The organism is Neobacillus drentensis (assembly GCF_036965645.1).
Taxonomy (GTDB): domain Bacteria; phylum Bacillota; class Bacilli; order Bacillales; family Cytobacillaceae; genus Neobacillus; species Neobacillus drentensis_D.
The window spans coordinates 1-19,200 of the sequence record NZ_JBALPZ010000061.1 but is presented as its reverse complement, the minus strand read 5'-3'; the positions used below and the strand labels follow the sequence as shown (position 1 = coordinate 19,200).

Genomic DNA, 19,200 nt, shown 5'->3' with positions numbered 1-19,200 from the left:
GTTCAATACTCCGAACTTTCATTTAATATGAAGTAAAATCAGTCATTTGAAGCGTGAAACATCGCTTCTTTTTCTTTATTACTCATTTGCTGCCCAGCCAAAATTACTGATTCAATTTTTGCAAAAAAAAGAGAAAGCAAGTTAATAACTTTTGCTTTCTCCATAATAAAAACGATTTATTGAACAGCAGCTACTGTTACTAATTGTTGAATGCGCCCTTCCGCTTTATATTTGAAAGGCTTCGGAAGTGATTTTACATAGTTTACAGTACCCTGTAAATCTTCCGGACCCACCTCTAAATCCGTCGCAAGGTCCTTAATCCCATATTTCGCATTTCCGTACATATAGTTATTTACAACCACTGTATATTCTTTATTCTTATCGATCTTTGAACCATCTGGTAAGAAGATGTCTACAACCTTACCTGTATTTCCGTCCCATGTATATTTAAAACCAGCTACATGGAAATCTAAATTATATGATTTTGTACCATCTGCTTTTGTAATCGGTGAAATCTGGTTATTTAGAACTGTCTCCAAATCAGCTCCACTAAGCTTTACCTTATTTAATACATTCCCGAAAGGCTGGATAGAGAAAAGATCGCCAAATGTTACGGTGCCTGCTTCAAGATTAGCGCGAACACCACCGCCATTCATGAGGGCAAAATCAGCATTCATTTCCGCCTTCATGCCGTCTGCAATCAAGTTACCAAGAGCGGAATCCCCAGTTACAGCGTTAGGGTATCCACTGGTTAAGGTTGTTGTTGTTTCTCCTACTTCTTGTGCTTTAATTGGAGCTACTTTATCTTCATACTTCTGCATGATGGCAGAAACCGCTGGATCCGGTTGATAATCTTTTTGGTATACCGTTACAATCTCTGCTTGTTTGTCCACAACGTCTCCAGTGATAGGATCAAGCTCTAAATCCACATCGGAATAAGCGGAACCATAGGAATATGCCTGAACGATAAGTTTGTTATCTACCACTTTATTTACCCCAACATGGTTGTGGGCAGCAAAAATAACATCTACCTCATCATCGATATTCTCAGCAATTTTAGAAGCATCATTGGAGTCTGAATTACCTGTCTGAGTGGTTGGATTATGTGCCAGAACCACAATTGCTTCGATACCTTGTTTCTCTAATTCTGCCGCATATTTGTTGATGGCTGTTGCTTCATCCGTAATTTGAAGATTTTCATTTCCTTTCGTAACAATCATACTAGGCGTTTCTTGTGTCACGACACCAATAAATCCAATCTTTTTGCCGCCAATTTCTTTAATGGCATAAGGTTGTGTAATTAATTGACCGGTTGACTTATCATACACGTTTGCTGCTACCACTGGGAAGTTCATTCCTTGATAACCAGGAGTACCTTTTGGATGGTCGCCGCCATGAATCATACGCTGTAATTCAGCGATTCCTTCATCAAACTCATGGTTTCCTAGTGTTCCAACATCAAAGTGCATGGCATTCATGACTTCAACTGTCGGCTCATCTTGGAAAAGGGCGGAGATAAGCGGACTCCCGCCAATCATATCACCAGCATGAACTAAGAGAGTATTAGGATTAGTCCCCTCGCGCTGCTTGATAGCAGCTGCTGTGTACTTCATATTGCCTGCCAATTCTGTTCCAACCTTTGTGCTGGTATCCAGCTGGCCGTGTAAATCGTTTATTCCAAGTAATTGTACGTTGATTGGACTTAAATTTAATTTAAAGATGCCAAAACCGTTATCATCTGTTTTATTGGTATAAGTGATATTGCTGTCTTGTTTAATATAAGCTCCTGCATTAGGTGATGTCTTAAATGTAACATTTACATCGCCCTTAACTGGAGCAATTGACCAATTGTTATCTGCGGTTGGCGTAATTTCTTTCATCTCAGTGATATAATCCATTAAAATTTGACGGTTTTCATCAGCCGAATCAATAACGACTTCACTTCCTTTTACACCTGGGAAGTTCCCGCCGCCACCGGCACGGTAGTTATTTGTCACAACGATGAAGTCCTGATTAGGATCCACTGGCTTCCCATTGTAAGTTAGATTAACGACACGGCTTGAGTCCGGATTAACCAGCTTTCCATTTGAATCGTACTTTGCTGGTTTGGTTACATCGATTTGATAGTGGACACCGTCAATAACATCAAAGTTATAACCAGGAAACGATGTGTTTAATAATGGCTGCTCTTCTGTTTTAACTGGATCAATTTGATTAAATTTACCTGCAGACATTTCAAGCCATTCTTTTATAACCGATCCTTTCACTTTTATAGCCTTTAAAGTATTGTCATACAGGTATAAATCGGAAGCACTTCGGATCGTTAAATCCCCTTTTTTAATTTCGGTGTATTCCGCCGGTCCATTGCCGCCAGCCTTGAATGGTGCTCCCGCTGAAAGAATTGGTAAGTCCTTATATTCTGGTTTACTTTTTGAAATGTATTTTTCAGCATACCATTTTTGTGCGTTCGTTACGACTTGAATAGATGGATCGTCCTGTACTAAAGAAAAGTAACTATGAATATCATCCGTTGTTTTACCGATAGGTGTATTCACATAATTAACGGTTGCCTCATGATCCGCTTTCACAAGATCAACAATAGACGGATCAGGTTGTACCGTGCTCTGTGTTGTTGTCTTTCCTGTATCAGGATCTTTTACGTCCTTATAGGTTTCACGAGTAGAGGATTGAGAATTTACCACAGACCATTTGCCTTTTTCTTTCTTAAGCTGTAAATCAATCAGGCCTAGAGAGCCTCCACCATAGCCTGCTTGTACAGCAGGAACACCGTTAATGGTTCCTTTTGCATTATCTACCCCTGGTAATGGTTTTTTGTCAGTACCTAAGAATGAACTATCTAGAGAAGCTTCGGTTTTAGCAGGGAACAACTTATGGGTATGGGAAAATGTAATGGCGTCAATCCCAGCTACTTCACTTAATGCGTAAATCACATTTTCCGTATTGGCCTGATCACCGCTAAAGCCGGAATGAGTCATGGCGATGACGATATCTGCCCCTTCTTCTCTCATCTGAGGAACGAATTTTTTTGCCGTATCAACAATGTTTTTCGTAATGACCTTTCCTTCTAAGTTTGCTTGATCCCAGTCGTTAATTTGCGGAGGAACAAAACCGATATAACCAATTTTTATGTTATGCTTCTTGCCGCTTTCATCCACTACCTCTTTCTTCACTATTCGGTACGGCGTGTATTTATTTTTATCATTGTTTGGATTCTGGTCGTGGTCATTGACATAAACATTTGCGTTTACCACTGGAAAGTCTGCGTCATCATATACTTCATTTAAGAAGTCTAAGCCATAATTAAATTCATGATTCCCTAACGTAGCCATGTCGTAGCCCATTTGATTCATGGCTTTAATTGCCGGATGCAGTACGCCTTCCTTTAATGGGTCAATCTTTGCTTCGTAGGTTCCCAGAGGAGTTCCCTGGATTAAGTCACCATTGTCAACTAGAAGGCTATTCTTGACTTCTTGTCTTGCCTGTTTTACTAGTGTAGCTGTCTTAGCTAATCCAACTTTTTCGTAACCGGTATCCTTAAAATAATCATAAGGTAATAAATTAGTATGTATATCTGTCGTTTCCATAAGTCGTAAGTTCACATGATCTTTACCAGATTTATCCAGGACGTTCACTGGTGCTTTGTTAATTTTCGTTTCAGCAGCATGAACTTGTGATGTTAAGAGTGGAGCTGAAATAAGAGTTAACGCTAAAGAAGCTGAAATAATCTTTTTCGGACTTTGTTTTTTTCTATTTTTCATTCCAAATTCACCTTTCCTATGAATGTAGCTTTTTAGACTAGCAAAATAGCTGTCTGGTTAATAGTTTAACAAGCCAATATTTAATTTAAAGTGGCTTTTTTGTTAAGTTAGCGTAAAGATTAATAGATTAAAATAGTAAGGTTAGACTATTTTAAATTTAATGAACTCTTATAACAGGCGGTAAAGCGCTTTTTGGACATTTCATATTGTTCTCCCCCATAAATGACTGCTTATATAAAATCTCTCATACTTTTTATCCATGACCTCCCTAACATAAATCTCAAACTAATCTTTACATTGTATTAATTATAGATTTACAATCTCAGTTTATAGTTTAGTTGTCAGTAAAATTAAATTTTGATTAATAAATCATTAATATTTAATTAAAGACTTTAGGAGGTCATCATTATGTTTAAAAACAAATTGAAAAAGAAAATTCTACCTGTTGCAGTTCTATCCACCGTAGCATTTGGAGCTTTGTTTGGCTCCCTCAATCATGATGTCAAAGCAAAGGAAGTTACACAAAACAATGCAGAAATTAAGAATGTTATTTTCTTAATTGGTGATGGAATGGGAGTTTCCTATACTTCTGCTTATCGTTATCTAAAAGACAATCCTTCTACAAAAGTGGTGGAGCAAACAGAATTTGATAAATATCTTGTTGGACAACAAAAGACATACCCAGAAGACCCTGCACAAAATGTTACTGACTCAGCGGCCGCAGCAACAGCTATGTCTGCTGGTATTAAGACTTATAATGCAGCTATTGGTGTAGATAACGATGGTTCAACCGTAAAAACCGTTCTGGAAGCAGCAAAAGAAAAGGGCAAATCAACTGGATTGGTAGCTACATCAGAAATCACCCATGCCACCCCAGCTTCCTACGGTGCTCATGATGTCAGCCGTAAAAACATGAATGCCATTGCCGATGATTATTATGATGAAATGATTAAGGGCGGCCATAAAATAGATGTCATGCTTGGCGGCGGATTAAGCAACTTTGTTCGTGAAGACCGTGACTTGACAAAGGAGTTCCAAAAAGATGGCTACTCTTATGTAACGAATAAAGAAGATATGCTGAAAAATAACAACAACAAAATGTTAGGATTGTTTGCACCAGGCGGAATGCCAAAAATGTTGGATCGTGAAGCATCCATGCCTTCATTGCAAGATATGACCCAAACAGCCTTGAAGAAATTAAGCCAAAATAAAAAAGGTTTCTTCTTAATGGTAGAAGGAAGTCAAATTGACTGGGCTGGACATGACAACGACATTGTGGCTGCAATGAGTGAAATGGATGATTTTGAAAAAGCCTTTAAGGCAGCCATTGAATTTGCGAAAAAGGATAAGCACACTCTGGTTGTCGCAACAGCGGACCATTCAACAGGCGGATATTCAATTGGTGCGAGAGGCGATTATAACTGGTTTGGTGCTCCGATTGCAGCAGCAGAACGCACACCTGACTTCATGGCAGAACAAATCGCCAAAGGTGCTGATGTTGAACAAACACTAAAAAACTATATTAATTTACAATTAACCTCTAAAGAAATCGAGTCTGTCAAGGCAGCAGCTGCATCTAAGAATGTAACCACCATTGATAACGCGATTGAAATGATTTTTGACAATCGTTCCGTGACAGGCTGGACAACTGGCGGACATACGGGTGAAGACGTGAACGTGTACGCCTACGGCCCTGGCAGCGGTTTGTTTGCCGGAAACATTGATAATACAGACCAGGCCAAGCATATCTTTGATATTTTAAAGAATGGTAAGTAATCATTGAAAAAATCTTTCTTCCCGTTGAAATTGATATTTCAACGGGAACTTTTTTGAAAATCGACTATCACTTAACTGGAAGGTGAACCTGCCATGAACTTATTTAAATCGATTATTCTAGTATTCCCCCTATTTTTATTTGGCTGTAATGCTGCTCAAAATATAGAACCTGCTGCAAAAGCAACCGTAAAACAAGAACATGAGACTGAAAGCCAGAACAACAGTTCAGTGAAAGAAGATAATCGAGCCAAATCTTTGTCTGATATCTATGTTCCAAACCCGCAAGTATCGGATGATACCGAACTTCTTCAAGTTGGGCAAACGATAAAAGATAGTAAAGGTACCATCACCTTAAAAGAGATTGCCGCACAAAATAAGAACTATACAATTGGACCAGTTGAAATGAGAATTAAGAATGTTAAATTGATTCACAATATGCCGACCTACTCGCTAATGGATTATTTTCATTACTACACTGAAAGTTATGAAGAATTTGATTTTATTAAGCTGGAAGTGGAGTTAGTCAATAAATCTGATCAAACCGTTCATTTTGGGCCAGTTGCTCATCTTACGACAAGTAATGATGAGACAAGATCCTTTGAAGATGACTTTTATTTAGAATATTTAGGCGGAGAGATTGAGCCAAAGGGTTCCAAACAAGGGACACTCGGATTTATCATTGAAAAATCGACCCCTGCTATTAATTGGGCTGAAATACAAACTAGCGACGTACTCGATCAAAATCATAAGGAATTAGGTAAATCACAAACCATAAAAATTGATTTAAATTAATACTTAATTCAGATAATTAGTTGACATATAAAACAATGGTGCTATTATTAAACATGCAAACAAATTAATATTGAAAATAAATCCGCTAGAGGTGCCTTTTTAAAGGGCTGAGATTGAAGTACTACTTCGGGACTCTATGAACCTGATCTGGTTAAGACCAGCGTAGGGAAGTGGAAATTGGGCTATTTGAGTGCGCATGCATTTTATTTCAAATAATCAAACCACTTTCTTACATAGGAAAGTGGTTTTTTTGTTTTTCACTGGTTTCAAAGAGCGGATTCTTCTATTGGGGTGACGCGAATTATAACAAATGCGAAAGAGTTACATATTATTTCGAATAGCAAGATGCCCATTGAGCAGTTACAGGAGATTTTGATCGATATCCACCCATATGTCACGTCGATTCACCTACGGGAAAAGCAAAAAACAGCAAGAGAACTTTTTCAAGCCGTTGATCGGCTATCTAAAGATATCCCCTTATCAAAACTGATCATTAATGACCGAGTGGATGTTGCTTTAGCTGCAAGGGTGGCAGGGGTTCAATTAGCCTTTCATAGTTTAGCACCAGCGATAGTAAAAAGAGGATTTCCGCAGTTAAGGGTTGGAAGTTCCATTCACTCCATAACAGATGGAGAACAAGCCCTACGGGAAGGTGCCGATTACGTGCTGTTCGGTCACATATACACTTCCCAATCTAAACCAGGTAAGCCGCCAAAAGGGATTGAGGAATTATCAAGGGTCGCCCAGTTGGATATTCCGGTCATTGCGATTGGCGGGATTACACCTGAAAATACGAAACCAGTTATCCACGCAGGAGCAAGCGGCATTGCAGTGATATCAGGAGTCTTAGATTCTCATGATCCTTTATCAGCTGTAAAATCGTATGTTAACGCATTAAAAGATGGAGATGGAAAAAGTGAAAAAATCATATGATGTTGCCATTATTGGCGGAGGGATAAACGGAAGTTCAATCGCCTATCAACTATCAAAGATGGGAAAAAGAGTAGTTGTCATTGAAAAGAACCATTTGGCTTGTGAAGCATCTAGTGCAGCTGCCGGAATGCTGGCAGCCCAAGCCGAGATTGAAGAGGATGGCCCCTTTTTCCAGTTAGCTTTAAAAAGCCAGGCAATGTTTCCTGATCTTTCAAAAGAATTATTAGAGATATCTGGGATTGATATTGAGTTTGTTCAGAAAGGCATGATTAAAATTGCTGAAACAGAAGAAGTTGCAAAAGAAGTACAACAGCAGGAAGCTTTTCAACAATGTTGGGATCCAGAAATAGAATGGCTTGATTCTCATAGTCTACGAGAATTGGAACCCTCCCTCTCCCCTGCCGTCGCTGGGGGAATGTATTTACCGAATGACGGCCATGTCCAGCCAGCCAAGTTATCGCTGGCTTTTGCAAAGGGAGCTGAACAATTCGAGGCAACCATTCTTGAAAACACTGAAGTCATATCATTTATCTATGAACAAGACAGAGTTATCGGGGTTCAAACCACCTTAGGAAATATCCATTGTAATCAAGTTGTTCTTGCAACTGGCGCATGGGCTTCAAAGCTTATGCATGAAACAGGAATCGATATGACTGTTTATCCGGTCAAAGGTGAATGTTTTTCTGTAATGGCGGATTCTCCTATCATTAACAGAACCATATTTTCGGATAAACAATGTTATTTAGTTCCAAAACGCAATGGTGAGATTTATATAGGTGCCACCCAAGTCGAAAATACATTTGATAAAAGTGTGACACCTGGAGGAATTGCAAGCTTAGTAGAAAGAGCGGTTCAGCTGGTTCCACAGATTAAAGATGCCCGGTGGGAACGGGTATGGGCTGGTGTTAGACCTCAAACCGGTGATGGCCTCCCCTATATTGGTGAACATCCATTATGGAAAGGATTGTTCATAGCAGCCGGGCATTACCGGAACGGAATTTTATTAAGTCCGGTTACAGGTAGGCTTGTAGCTGACTTATTGGAGGGCAGACCAGATGAAAAACTGCTTTCTGCATTCCGGATTGATAGAAATAAAGAAATGGTGCACTAGGGGGTTAAAAAAATGAAAGTTTTACTAAATGGGGAGTCCATACAATTACCCGACGAAATCGTCTCCGTTTCTGATTTACTGAAACATTACGAAATCCATGATAAAGTCGTTGTCGTTGAAGTAAACGGAGATATTTTAACAAGTGAGAATCACCAAAGTACTAGATTAACAGATAAAGATCGAATCGAAATTGTCCATTTTGTAGGAGGCGGATGACATGTTAAAAATAGGTCCATTATCATTTAATTCTCGTTTATTGCTTGGAACTGGGAAGTACCCTAGCTTTGAAATCCAAAAGGAAGCAGTAGAAGTTTCCCAAGCAGAAATACTAACGTTTGCTGTGCGGCGTATGAATATCTTTGAACCAAGCCAGCCGAACTTTTTAGAGCAGCTAGACACCCATAAATATACTTTGCTGCCAAATACAGCAGGAGCAAAAACGGCGGCAGAAGCCGTGCGTATTGCTAAACTAGCGAAAGCTTCAGGTCTCTGCGATATGATTAAAGTCGAAGTGATTGGCTGTGATAAAACATTACTTCCTGATCCAATTGAAACTTTAAAAGCAACCGAAGAATTAGTAAAAGAAGGTTTTATTGTTCTCCCTTATACCTCCGATGATGTCGTCTTAGCAAGAAAGCTTCAAGAAGTTGGATGTCATGCGGTCATGCCAGGAGCCTCACCAATTGGTTCCGGTCAGGGTATTATCAATCCGGTAAATCTTAGTTTTATTATTGAACAAGCTGTGGTTCCGGTGATTGTCGATGCTGGTGTGGGCTCCCCTGCCGATGCGGCATTAGCAATGGAACTAGGAGCAGATGGTGTTCTATTAAATACAGCTGTTTCAGCAGCAAAGGATCCGGTTAAAATGGCTAAAGCGATGAGTTTGGCAATTGAAGCTGGACGCTTAGGCTATGAAGCCGGCCGGATCGAGAAAAAGAGATACGCTGCGGCGAGCAGTCCTAAAGAAGGAATGAGTATCGGGTGATTAGTCGCTACTCACGGCAGGAATTATTTCCTCCTATCGGAAAAGCTGGGCAGGAGAAAATTGCAGCTAAACATGTTCTTATCATTGGGGCTGGTGCACTTGGCTCAGCAAATGCCGAGGCATTGGTCCGCGCCGGGGTTGGTAAGTTAACCATCGTGGATCGTGATTATGTGGAGTGGTCAAATTTACAACGGCAGCAGTTGTACACAGAAGCAGATGCTGAAAAAAGGCTGCCCAAAGTAATTGCCGCTAAAAATCGCTTAACGGCTATTAATTCTTTTGTAACTATAGAGGCATTGATTGTGGATGCCTCGGTTTTAGAGCTAGAAGAATGGGTGCAAAAAGTAGACCTTATCATTGATGCAACGGATAACTTTGAAACAAGAATGATCATTAATGATGTATCACAAAAGCATGGAGTTCCTTGGATTTACGGTGCTTGTGTTGGGAGTTATGGCATCTCCTACACGGTGATTCCTGAAAAAACACCATGTTTGTCTTGTTTATTAGGAACAGTTCCCCTAGGAGGATTAACCTGTGATACAGCAGGAATCATTAGTCCAGCTGTCAACATGGTTGTTTCATATCAAATCAGTGAAGCATTAAAAATATTGGTTGGTGACCTGGATGCGTTACGAAACAAACTAGTTTCTTTTGATTTATGGAAAAACCAATTTAGTGCGATTAAAGTAGACAAATTGAAAAAAGATGATTGTCCCTCTTGCGGGAAAAAGCGGTCCTACCCCTATTTGTCTTTTGAAAATCAAACAAAAACAGCAGTACTATGTGGCAGAGATTCCGTTCAGATACGCCCTTCCCTTCCAATTGTCCGTGATTTGGAGGCATTGGAAAAAGTATTAGTGAATCAAGGGGGAACGGTCCAGCGAAATCCTTATCTATTATCTTTTAGTGTGGATGCTCACCGACTAGTATTTTTTATCGACGGAAGGGTTTTAGTACACGGAACGAAGGATTTATCTGAAGCAAAAGCGTTATACCATAGGTATTTAGGATAGGAAAATACGAAAAATATTGAGGTTCCTTCAAAATCCGCTGTTCTAAAACACAGGATTCTAGAAGGTCCCTCTTTCTTTTCAGGTTAGTTAACCTTATTTCTCTTTATGGATTCGACTACATGATGAACGTTCAACCAATTGATGTGAAATAATTATTCGTTTGGTTGGTTCTGCACTATTTTCAATTTTTTCAATTAAGCTCCTTGATGCTTCAAGTCCTAGTTTTATAATATTTATATCCACTGAAGTTAATGGCGGCTTTGACATTTCTGAAAGGAGGATATTATTAAAGCTGACAACAGAGATATCTTCTGGAACTTTAATTCCTAACTCATCTAGCTTATTAAGAACACCCAGCGTCATGAAATCATCGACAACTAACAGAGCAGTTGGCCGTAGTTGAAAAGCCATTAACTCATTAACTGCCTCTTGTCCCCCTTCTCTTAAGAATTCCTCATGTTTAATATATTCTTCTTTAATAGGAATGTCGGCATTTTCTAAAGCCTGTTTATAGCCGTTTAACCGATCGACAGTCACCATTAGTTCCGGACTTCCGCCAATAAAAGCAATTTGTCGGTGCCCAAGATGGATCAAAAACTCAGTCGCTTCTTTCATGGCACTAACATTATCATTATCAACGTGAGTGATTTCCTCGATATGTTTTGCAGGTTTTCCAATTACTACAAAAGGAAAATCCATTTCTCTTAAATACTGGATGACCTTATCTTCAACTTTGGAATTTAATAGAATCATCCCATCTACTCGTTTACCTTGAACCATTTGAATCACAGCATCAAAAATTTCCGTTTCTGATTTTCCTGTTGTCATTTGTAAAGCATATTTTTTTTCATGGACACCGTCACTTATACCCTGCAGGACTGTTGGAAAGAAAGGATTTTGAAATACTATATCCCTTGAGCTTGGCATAACAAGTCCAATGGTATGTGTTGCTTTACTTGAAAGACTTCTAGCGTTCAAGTTCGGATGGTAGCCAAGCTCCTCCATCACTTTTTTTACTTTTCGTTTCGTTGCCTCACTAATTCTTGGATTATTTGCAATTACTCTTGATACCGTAGAAGGTGCAACATTGGCAAGCTTTGCAACCTCTTTGATCGTAACTGACATTTTTTTCACCGTTCTTATTAGGGATTTTTATACTATCATAGCAGATATAGTACTTTGGAAGCATTATAAATAATAAAAGTACTCTGTCTTTGGGAATTTTCATTATAATATTGTGATGCTGTCTTTTTTACAGAAAATTTAGACTCTTAATCTAACTTTCTATTGAATTAGTGCTTTAAAAATAGTATTATTTGAATGTGAAAACGGTTGCACGATATCTCATTAAATAGCGATATCCTCCTTTACCTTTATTAGGAGGATATTTATATCATTAATTGCGCAAACGATTTCACAAAATTAAAGAACATAGGGAAAGGGGCTTTTCTATGAAAAAAAAGCAGCGAACACTGCTTTCGCTTGTCACCATTACTGGTTTAATTCTTCAACTGCTAACAGGTTTTTCAAGCGGAACAGCAAAGGCAGCAGAAACGGTATCTAAACAGGTTGTACTTGTTGGAAGCCTGCAAACAGTTCTAGGAAATTCAGGGGACTGGGATCCATCATCTACCGTAACCAAAATGGCTGATCAAGGGAATGGATTATATACCTTTACTGGTACCTTACCAGCGGGTACATATGAGTATAAAATCGCCCTCGGCGGAAGCTGGGATGAAAATTACGGAGAAGGCGGATCTCCGGGTGGGAATAATATTAAACTAGATTTAAATGAAAAAAAAGAAGTCACCTTCTACTATCATGATCACACACACTCCATTACCGACAGCACTCACTACACTCCATTATCAGGGGACAGGCAGCCTCGCATAGCTGGAACCATCCAGCCTGCCATACAGGCAGGTTCAGCATGGAGTCCTGCAGAATCAACCGCCTTGCTAACAGATGATCATTTTAATAATGTCTACTCTTTCACCGCAAAAGTGCCTAGAGGAAACTATGAATACAAGATTGTTCTTGGTAAGGACTGGACAGAATCTTACCCTTCTTCAAATGTAAAACTAAATGTACTAGCTGATACGACGATTACATTTTTCTATAACCACATAACGAATGAAGTATCTACAGATTATAAGCCAAGCGGATCCGATGGTTTAATTGATAAGTCTTCGCTTTTTCATGATTCATGGGACAAAGTCTACCGGACTCCATTCGGAGCTATACCTGCTGATCAACCAGTAACCTTGCGTGTATCCGCTAAGAAAGGTGATCTGACAAGAGCGAGACTATATATTAAAAACTATAATACGGGCACCTCAAATGTAATTTCTATGAAAAATGCGGGCTGGGCTGAAACAACGGACAAAGGCGCTGTTGAATTCTGGGAAGCTGCATTCACCCCTGCTGACAAAGGAATCTACGGGTATAAATTCATCGTTGGGGATCAAGATGCAACAGCTGAGTACGGAGAAGATAACCAGGAAGGACACACTGGAAAAGCGGAGGATAAAAATGCAAGTCTTTTCCAATTGACGGTCTACGACCCTGCTTACAAAACACCTGATTGGATGAAGGAAGCAGTAGTTTATCAAATTTTTCCTGATCGCTTTTATAATGGAAATAAAGAAAACGACCATGTAAAGGATCAGATTGGAGCTCGAGGGAACCAGCCAATCGAACATCCCGATTCCTGGTCCTCATTGCCTGATAATCCGAATGAACAAGGCACTGAGTCTTATAAAGGGGACGGTGAATTTACCAACGACTTTTTCGGTGGTGATATTGCTGGTATCAAAGCAAAGCTCGATTATCTTCAATCTCTAGGTGTTAATACACTTTATTTAAACCCAATTGCCCTTGCACCATCCAATCATAAATATGATGCGACCGATTATAAACAGGTGGATCCCATGTTTGGAACACAGAAAGAATTCGAGGAGTTTGCAAAGGAATTATCCAAACGCCATATGCACCTCATCTTAGACGGAGTCTTTAACCATGTTTCCGACGATTCCATCTATTTCGACCGCTATCACAAATATAATACCGTAGGTGCTTATGAATATTGGTCTCGTATCTATGACTTAATGAATGAAGAAAAAATAACCGAATCAGCAGCCAAAGAAAAGGCTAAGAAACAATTTATTGCCGAGGGTCAAACTTTTAGCCCGTACGGCTTTGAAAACTGGTTCGATATAAAAAATGAAAAAGTAGACAATGAAAAAGTCAACGGGGTCTCGACAGGCCAGCATTATAAATATGACGACTGGTGGGGTTATGACAGTCTGCCAGTGTTTAAGTCAGTTGACGGTACTAAAGTCGGCCACCCAAGCGAACTTAACAACACCCAGCTGGCCAATTATATTTTTTATAATAAGGATTCTGTCGCTAAGACATGGATTGATGCTGGTTCATCCGGCTGGAGGCTTGATGTAGCGAATGAAGTGGACAGTTCCTTTTGGCAGGAATTCCGCAAGCAAATGAAATCAAAAACGATGACAGGGGCTGGAAAAACACTTCAAAAAGATGAAGAGCCTCTTATTTTAGGTGAAATATGGGATGATGCCTCCAAGTATTTCTTAGGAGATCAATATGATTCTGTCATGAACTATCGTTTCCGCGGGGCGATATTGGATTACTTGAAAAATGGCAATGCTGCTAATGCTGAGAATACACTCCTTGCTGTACAAGAGGACTATCCGAGGGAAGCGTTCTATGCTCTCATGAACCTAATGGGCTCCCACGATACCGCACGGGCCATCTTCCTGTTAGGCAATGGAACGGATACGTACTACAGAGCAGAACAAGATCCGAACTACAATTACAATGAAGGTGTCAAGCGACTGAAGCTGGCTTCCATTCTTCAAATGGGTTATCCAGGAGCACCAACTATCTATTATGGAGATGAAGCAGGTCAAACAGGATCCAAGGACCCAGATGACCGCCGGACGTATCCGTGGGGAAAAGAAGATAAATCCCTAATTGCCCATTATCAAAAGATCGGGCAAATCCGTAAGGAAAATGCTGACCTATTTGCCTATGGCGATTTACACCATATTTATGCTAAAGGTGATGTACTGGCTTACGTCCGGACAAAAGGGGCAAAATCCGGCCTTGTAATAATTAACAGAGGGAAAAACGCACAGACAGTTGAGGTCGATACAAAAGAGCTGCTTGCGAACGGTCTTCGTTTTGTGGATCAGTTGGATAAGAAATATGAAGCTGCCACAAAGGATGGCAAGATGAGCATAACGGTACCAGCTGAATCTGGAAGAATGTTAGTCTCTGCTAATGAAGTCAAGCAGCCAGTGACCGTTAAAAATGTAACCGGCAAAGCAGATTCTAAACAGGTCACTTTAAGCTGGACAGGAAATAGTGCCAAATACAATGTTTATCAATCTACTGTTTCTGGTGGGCTTTGGACAAAAGTTAAAGAAACAATAGATACATCTGTAACGATTTCCGAATTAGATAATGGCCGTACCTATTATTTTGCCGTTACAGCTGTTGATGGAAATGGTAATGAATCTGTGCCTGCATCCATATCCGGTTTAGTCCCTCATTACGATGTGTCAAAGGCTGGCATTAAAGATCTGACAGTTTTACAGAACGGAGAATTAAATTTGGCGCAAACCTCCAATGTAAAAGCAGCTTTTTATTTATCTGGTGCGACAGAAAACGGCGCTGCACAAGGAGTGACAGCTGAGCTTCAAATGAGGCTTAAAGGCCAAACAGATTGGCAAACCTCTCCTGCCCAATATAGCGGCCAGACACAAGAAGGTCAAGCAAATGAGTTTCAAGGAAGCTTTACAGCATATGAAGCAGGAACTTATGAATACAGGATGGCCTTTACACCGGATTTAGGGACTAGCTGGGTTTATTCGGCAACAGGAGAGGTTACTTATGATCATAGTACATCTGATTCTACCCCTCCTGCTAAAGAAGTTGTATTGGATACACCTGTTAAAGAGTCTGGTCAGGTAAACTTATCTTGGAAATTAACGGAGCCTGATCTGCCATATAAAACAGTCATCTACCGTGATGGCCAAGTTCTTACAACATTAAACGGGGATGTTACCTCCTTCCGTGATTATCAGGTTGCAAATGGCACAGCATATAAGTACCAAATCCGCATCTTTGATCAAGCAGGAAACTATGTAGATTCAAACACAGTAAGCGTAACACCGGAAATTGTCATGGTTCAGGTCACTTTTAAAGTGCATGCACCGGACTACACTCCATTGTCCGCCCAAGTCAATATCCCAGGAAGCTTAAATGGATGGAATACCGGGGCTTGGTCGATGAGCCGGAATGGTGCGGTAACCGCTGATTGGGAATATACAATGGAGTTAGAAGAAGGAACCGAGCTTACTTATAAATATGTAAAAAATAATTCTTGGGACCAGGAAGGTTTAACTGACCATACACCGAACGATTCATCCGATGACGATATTAGCTTCTATGGCTATGGTGCACAGGGAACCGATATGAAAATTGTGGCGGCCAATCAAGGGAATAATAAAATGCTTGTCCAGGATACCATCCTGCGCTGGATTGATCTTCCATTAGTCGTGAGTCAAATCAATGTGAACGGTTTGACTATGACCGTAACGGGAAATGCCATTAAAGGCGCAGACTTCACCATTAACGGTGAAAAAGTAACAGTGGGCAATGATATGAATTTTACCCATTCATTTACGCTGAACTCTGGTCAAACTTCTGTACCAATTCACATTGAGCCTTCTACGGAAACAAAATCAACCATTTTTAAAGGTGATGGCGGCTCTATTAACAAAAACACAAAGAACTACTCGATTGATGTTGAAACTAAAACGATAAGCGAAATAAAAAATTAGCCTAGAAAGAGGTCTGCCAGTTTCGTCAGACCTCTTTGTCATGTTGTTTAATTCAGAATAAGATGAGGTCTTTTTACACTAGAAATTCCGTCGTTTAAGTAGTAATCTTACAAATAGACTAGAATAAGGAATGGATTATTTACCCAAAATAAATTATTCATTTCTTTAAATGATATCCATTTTAATCACTTAAAGCGGAAGAAGGTAAAGTATGACTGAAAATATAGTTTTGGTTAATACCGGGCTGTTAATAATTCGTCTGGTTATTGGTCTAACCTTTTTTGGACATGGGGCACAGAAGTTATTTGGCTGGTTCGGTGGTCCTGGTATAGCCGGCATGGGAAACTGGCTTGAAACACTCGGGCTTGAAAAAGGAGCCAAAGTCTGGGCTACACTGGCAGGGCTTTTTGAATTGATCGGCGGATTACTTTTCGCTGCGGGCTTTCTTACATGGATTGGTGCGATTATGATTGTCATCGTAATGATTGATGCTATTTTTACCGTACATGGTAAAAATGGATACTGGATGACTAATGGCGGATTTGAATATAATCTCGTTTTAATTGCTGTAGTCATTGGTGTAGCATTGATTGGCCCTGGTAACTATGTCTTGTTTTTTAACCTTAATCACTAAAAGAAGCTGACTTCTGCCAGCTTCTTTTCGTATTTTGAATTTCCATATTAATAGAAAACATTAGTTATAAATCTTTTAAAAGTGGATAAGGATACACTCCCTACCTTAGACATTTTATTTTGCGAGACCTCTTTAATTGCTTGTTGTTCGTTCTTACTTTCGTAAGCCATTTCACATAATAATTGCTGGCTGTCTACTTCCATTTCATCATCCGAGACTTCTGCATAATGATAATTACCATCAGAATCTTGAACCCGTGCCTTAGTATTATCGTTCAACATTAGTTTCAGCCAGCTCTTAATTCGCTGCCTTAAATGGGCTTTTAAGATGGGGAATAATATTTCAACACGATTTTCCATGTTTCGAGTCATCAAATCTGCCGAAGATAAAAATAGTTTTTCTGCTCCATTATGATGAAAATAGTAAATTCTCGAGTGCTCTAAAAACATTCCAACGATACTTCTCACAGTTATATTTTCGCTTACAACTTTTATGCCAGGACGTAAACAACAAATTCCCCTAACGATTAGGTCAATTTTAACACCTGCATTGGAAGCCTCAAAAAATTTTAGAATAATTTGTTTATCAGTCAGGGAATTCATTTTGGCAATGATATACCCATTTCCTGTTTCTCGATGATGGGCTATTTCCTGTTCTATTAACTCAAAGAAAGACTTTCTAATTTCAAATGGTGATACAGATAAATGGTGGTATCTTGGTTTTTCCATATATCCACTTAAATAATTAAAAAAGTTGGTTGCATCGATTCCTATCTTTCGGTTAGAAGTAATTAATCCTATGTCCGTATATAACTTAGCTGTTGCGTCATTATAATTTCCGGTTCCCAAATGGACAAAACGTTCAATTTTCCCTAATTTACGTCTTACAACAAGAGTAATTTTACTATGTGTTTTTAAATGTGTCATTCCGTAAATCACATGACAGCCTGCCTGCTCCAGCTCTTTTGCCCACTGTACATTATTCTCTTCATCAAAACGAGCCTTCAATTCTACTAGAACTGTTACTTGTTTTCCGTTCTCAGCTGCTCTCTGCAGACTTTTAATGATAGGAGAATTTCCACTTACTCGATAAAGAGTCTGCTTTATTGCCAGTACATCTTGGTCATCGGCAGCTTGTGAGATAAACTGAACAACTGGTTCAAAGGATTCATATGGATGATGAAGCAAAATATCATCTTTTAGAGTTTTTGCAAAGATATCTTCTCCTCTCTCTAAATCAAGAGGTGGTTGGGGAATAAAAGAGGTTTGGACTAAATGTTCATGTGTAGATTGAATCGTTTTGCAAAACGAGAAAAGAAAACTCAAATCAAGCGGTGACTGAACATAATATACGTCTTTAATGTGAATTTCTAGTTCCTCGATTAAATAATCCATTACTTGCTCGTCATAACTATGACGTTGTACTTCTAATCTAACACTTGCTCCCCATCTGCGTTTCTTTAGTTCCTCTTCAATTTCGTGTAATAAATCGTCAGCTCCGTCCTCATGAATTTCTAGATCTGCATTTCGAGTAATACGAAAAGGGGTAACAGAGTTAATATGATAGCCTCTAAATAATTTATAGATAAATTTAGAAATAACTTCTTCAAGAAGGACAAAAACTCTGATACCATCCTCTGAAGGAAGCTGAATGTAGCGTTTGATTACTGCTGGGACTTGGACAATTGCTAATTTCCCTTTAAAAGGGAAAAGGGCTTCCTTTTCTTCGCCTTTTCCCTGCAGAACGATTGCTAGATTTAATGATTTATTTAATAACATAGGAAAAGGACGATAGGCATCAATAGCCATAGGAGTAAGAACAGGAAAAAGTTGTTCATCAAAATAGGACTCTAAAAAAGATAAATGAGCAGAATCGAGTTTTGAGATAGAAGCAATTTTCACTCCTTCTTTTTCTAATAAAGGGGATAAAATGTATTGAAATGTGTGATCCTGCTCCTCAACTAGATTACGCGTGACTTTTGAAATGGCTGCAATTTGTTCTTTTGGCGTTAAACCTGCTTTATTCTCTGGTCTGTTATAACCAGCCTTAACTTGATCTAATAAACCAGCTACCCTGACCATGAAAAACTCATCTAAGTTTGAGCTAAAAATTGCTAAAAATTTATATCTCTCTAATAAAGGATTACGTTCATCCATTGCTTCCTCTAAAACTCTCTTATTAAAAGACAACCAGCTTAACTCCCTATTATTATAAAAGGCGGGGTCACCCAAATTGATAACTTGGCTGTCTTTACATATTGCTGTCATGAATGCTACATCTCCTCAAGTACTACTACCA

The 19,200-nt window shown here is 39.3% G+C and carries 12 protein-coding genes and 1 riboswitch; of the genes, 9 read left to right on the top strand and 3 right to left on the bottom strand.

Features of this window, described 5'->3' with window-relative positions; translation table 11 throughout:
- Nucleotides 1-176: 176 nt before the first annotated feature.
- Nucleotides 177-3,779, bottom strand: coding sequence for a bifunctional 2',3'-cyclic-nucleotide 2'-phosphodiesterase/3'-nucleotidase (locus V7266_RS13245; RefSeq protein WP_335468360.1), 3,603 nt, complete (start codon nt 3,777-3,779; stop codon nt 177-179).
- Nucleotides 3,780-4,187: 408 nt separating this feature from the next.
- Between V7266_RS13245 and V7266_RS13240 the strand changes: the two genes are divergently transcribed.
- From V7266_RS13240 to V7266_RS13210, 7 genes are all read left to right on the top strand, one after another.
- The gene (locus V7266_RS13240; RefSeq protein WP_335468359.1) at nt 4,188-5,555 is read left to right on the top strand and encodes an alkaline phosphatase; all 1,368 of its coding nucleotides are present in this window, start codon (nt 4,188-4,190) and stop codon (nt 5,553-5,555) included.
- Between the two features lie 93 nt (nt 5,556-5,648).
- The gene (locus V7266_RS13235) at nt 5,649-6,347 is read left to right on the top strand and encodes a hypothetical protein (protein WP_335468358.1); all 699 of its coding nucleotides are present in this window, start codon (nt 5,649-5,651) and stop codon (nt 6,345-6,347) included.
- 77 nt (nt 6,348-6,424) lie between these two features.
- Nucleotides 6,425-6,533: riboswitch (TPP riboswitch) on the top strand.
- Nucleotides 6,534-6,638: 105 nt separating this feature from the next.
- The gene (locus V7266_RS13230; RefSeq protein ID WP_335468357.1) at nt 6,639-7,280 is read left to right on the top strand and encodes a thiamine phosphate synthase; all 642 of its coding nucleotides are present in this window, start codon (nt 6,639-6,641) and stop codon (nt 7,278-7,280) included.
- The gene (gene thiO / locus V7266_RS13225) at nt 7,264-8,391 is read left to right on the top strand and encodes a glycine oxidase ThiO (RefSeq protein WP_335468356.1); all 1,128 of its coding nucleotides are present in this window, start codon (nt 7,264-7,266) and stop codon (nt 8,389-8,391) included. Before V7266_RS13230 ends, thiO begins: the two co-directional genes overlap by 17 nt.
- Nucleotides 8,392-8,403: 12 nt before the next feature.
- Nucleotides 8,404-8,607: a sulfur carrier protein ThiS gene (thiS, locus tag V7266_RS13220; protein WP_335468355.1), complete on the top strand. Its 204-nt coding sequence runs from the start codon at nt 8,404-8,406 to the stop codon at nt 8,605-8,607.
- Between the two features lies 1 nt (nt 8,608).
- On the top strand, nt 8,609-9,376 hold the full coding sequence (locus V7266_RS13215; protein ID WP_335468354.1) for a thiazole synthase: 768 nt from the start codon (nt 8,609-8,611) through the stop codon (nt 9,374-9,376).
- Nucleotides 9,373-10,392, top strand: a complete 1,020-nt coding sequence (locus V7266_RS13210) for a thiazole biosynthesis adenylyltransferase ThiF (RefSeq protein WP_335468353.1) — start codon at nt 9,373-9,375, stop codon at nt 10,390-10,392. Before V7266_RS13215 ends, V7266_RS13210 begins: the two co-directional genes overlap by 4 nt.
- A gap of 93 nt (nt 10,393-10,485) precedes the next feature.
- Here V7266_RS13210 and V7266_RS13205 read toward each other — a convergent pair whose 3' ends face one another.
- Nucleotides 10,486-11,517: a LacI family DNA-binding transcriptional regulator gene (locus V7266_RS13205; protein ID WP_335468352.1), complete on the bottom strand. Its 1,032-nt coding sequence runs from the start codon at nt 11,515-11,517 to the stop codon at nt 10,486-10,488.
- A gap of 326 nt (nt 11,518-11,843) precedes the next feature.
- Here V7266_RS13205 and V7266_RS13200 point away from each other — a divergent pair, with 326 nt between their 5' ends.
- Complete coding sequence (locus tag V7266_RS13200) at nt 11,844-16,268, top strand: pullulanase X25 domain-containing protein (protein ID WP_335468351.1); 4,425 nt, start codon at nt 11,844-11,846, stop codon at nt 16,266-16,268.
- 229 nt (nt 16,269-16,497) lie between these two features.
- Entirely contained in the window at nt 16,498-16,902 is a 405-nt protein-coding gene (locus tag V7266_RS13195; RefSeq protein ID WP_335468361.1) for a DoxX family protein, read from the top strand.
- A 47-nt stretch (nt 16,903-16,949) separates the two neighbouring features.
- Here the strand turns inward: V7266_RS13195 and V7266_RS13190 are convergent, their stop codons facing one another.
- Complete coding sequence (locus tag V7266_RS13190) at nt 16,950-19,169, bottom strand: RNA degradosome polyphosphate kinase (protein WP_335468350.1); 2,220 nt, start codon at nt 19,167-19,169, stop codon at nt 16,950-16,952.
- Nucleotides 19,170-19,200 lie beyond the last annotated feature (31 nt).

Bases quoted from the DNA above. Each gene is read 5' to 3' on its own strand.
- V7266_RS13245 (WP_335468360.1), bottom strand. From the start codon at position 3,779: ATGAAAAATAGAAAAAAACAAAGTCCGAAAAAGATTATTTCAGCTTCT.
- V7266_RS13240 (WP_335468359.1), top strand. From the start codon at position 4,188: ATGTTTAAAAACAAATTGAAAAAGAAAATTCTACCTGTTGCAGTTCTA.
- V7266_RS13235 (WP_335468358.1), top strand. From the start codon at position 5,649: ATGAACTTATTTAAATCGATTATTCTAGTATTCCCCCTATTTTTATTT.
- thiS (WP_335468355.1), top strand. From the start codon at position 8,404: ATGAAAGTTTTACTAAATGGGGAGTCCATACAATTACCCGACGAAATC.
- V7266_RS13215 (WP_335468354.1), top strand. From the start codon at position 8,609: ATGTTAAAAATAGGTCCATTATCATTTAATTCTCGTTTATTGCTTGGA.
- V7266_RS13205 (WP_335468352.1), bottom strand. From the start codon at position 11,517: ATGTCAGTTACGATCAAAGAGGTTGCAAAGCTTGCCAATGTTGCACCT.
- V7266_RS13200 (WP_335468351.1), top strand. From the start codon at position 11,844: ATGAAAAAAAAGCAGCGAACACTGCTTTCGCTTGTCACCATTACTGGT.
- V7266_RS13190 (WP_335468350.1), bottom strand. From the start codon at position 19,169: ATGACAGCAATATGTAAAGACAGCCAAGTTATCAATTTGGGTGACCCC.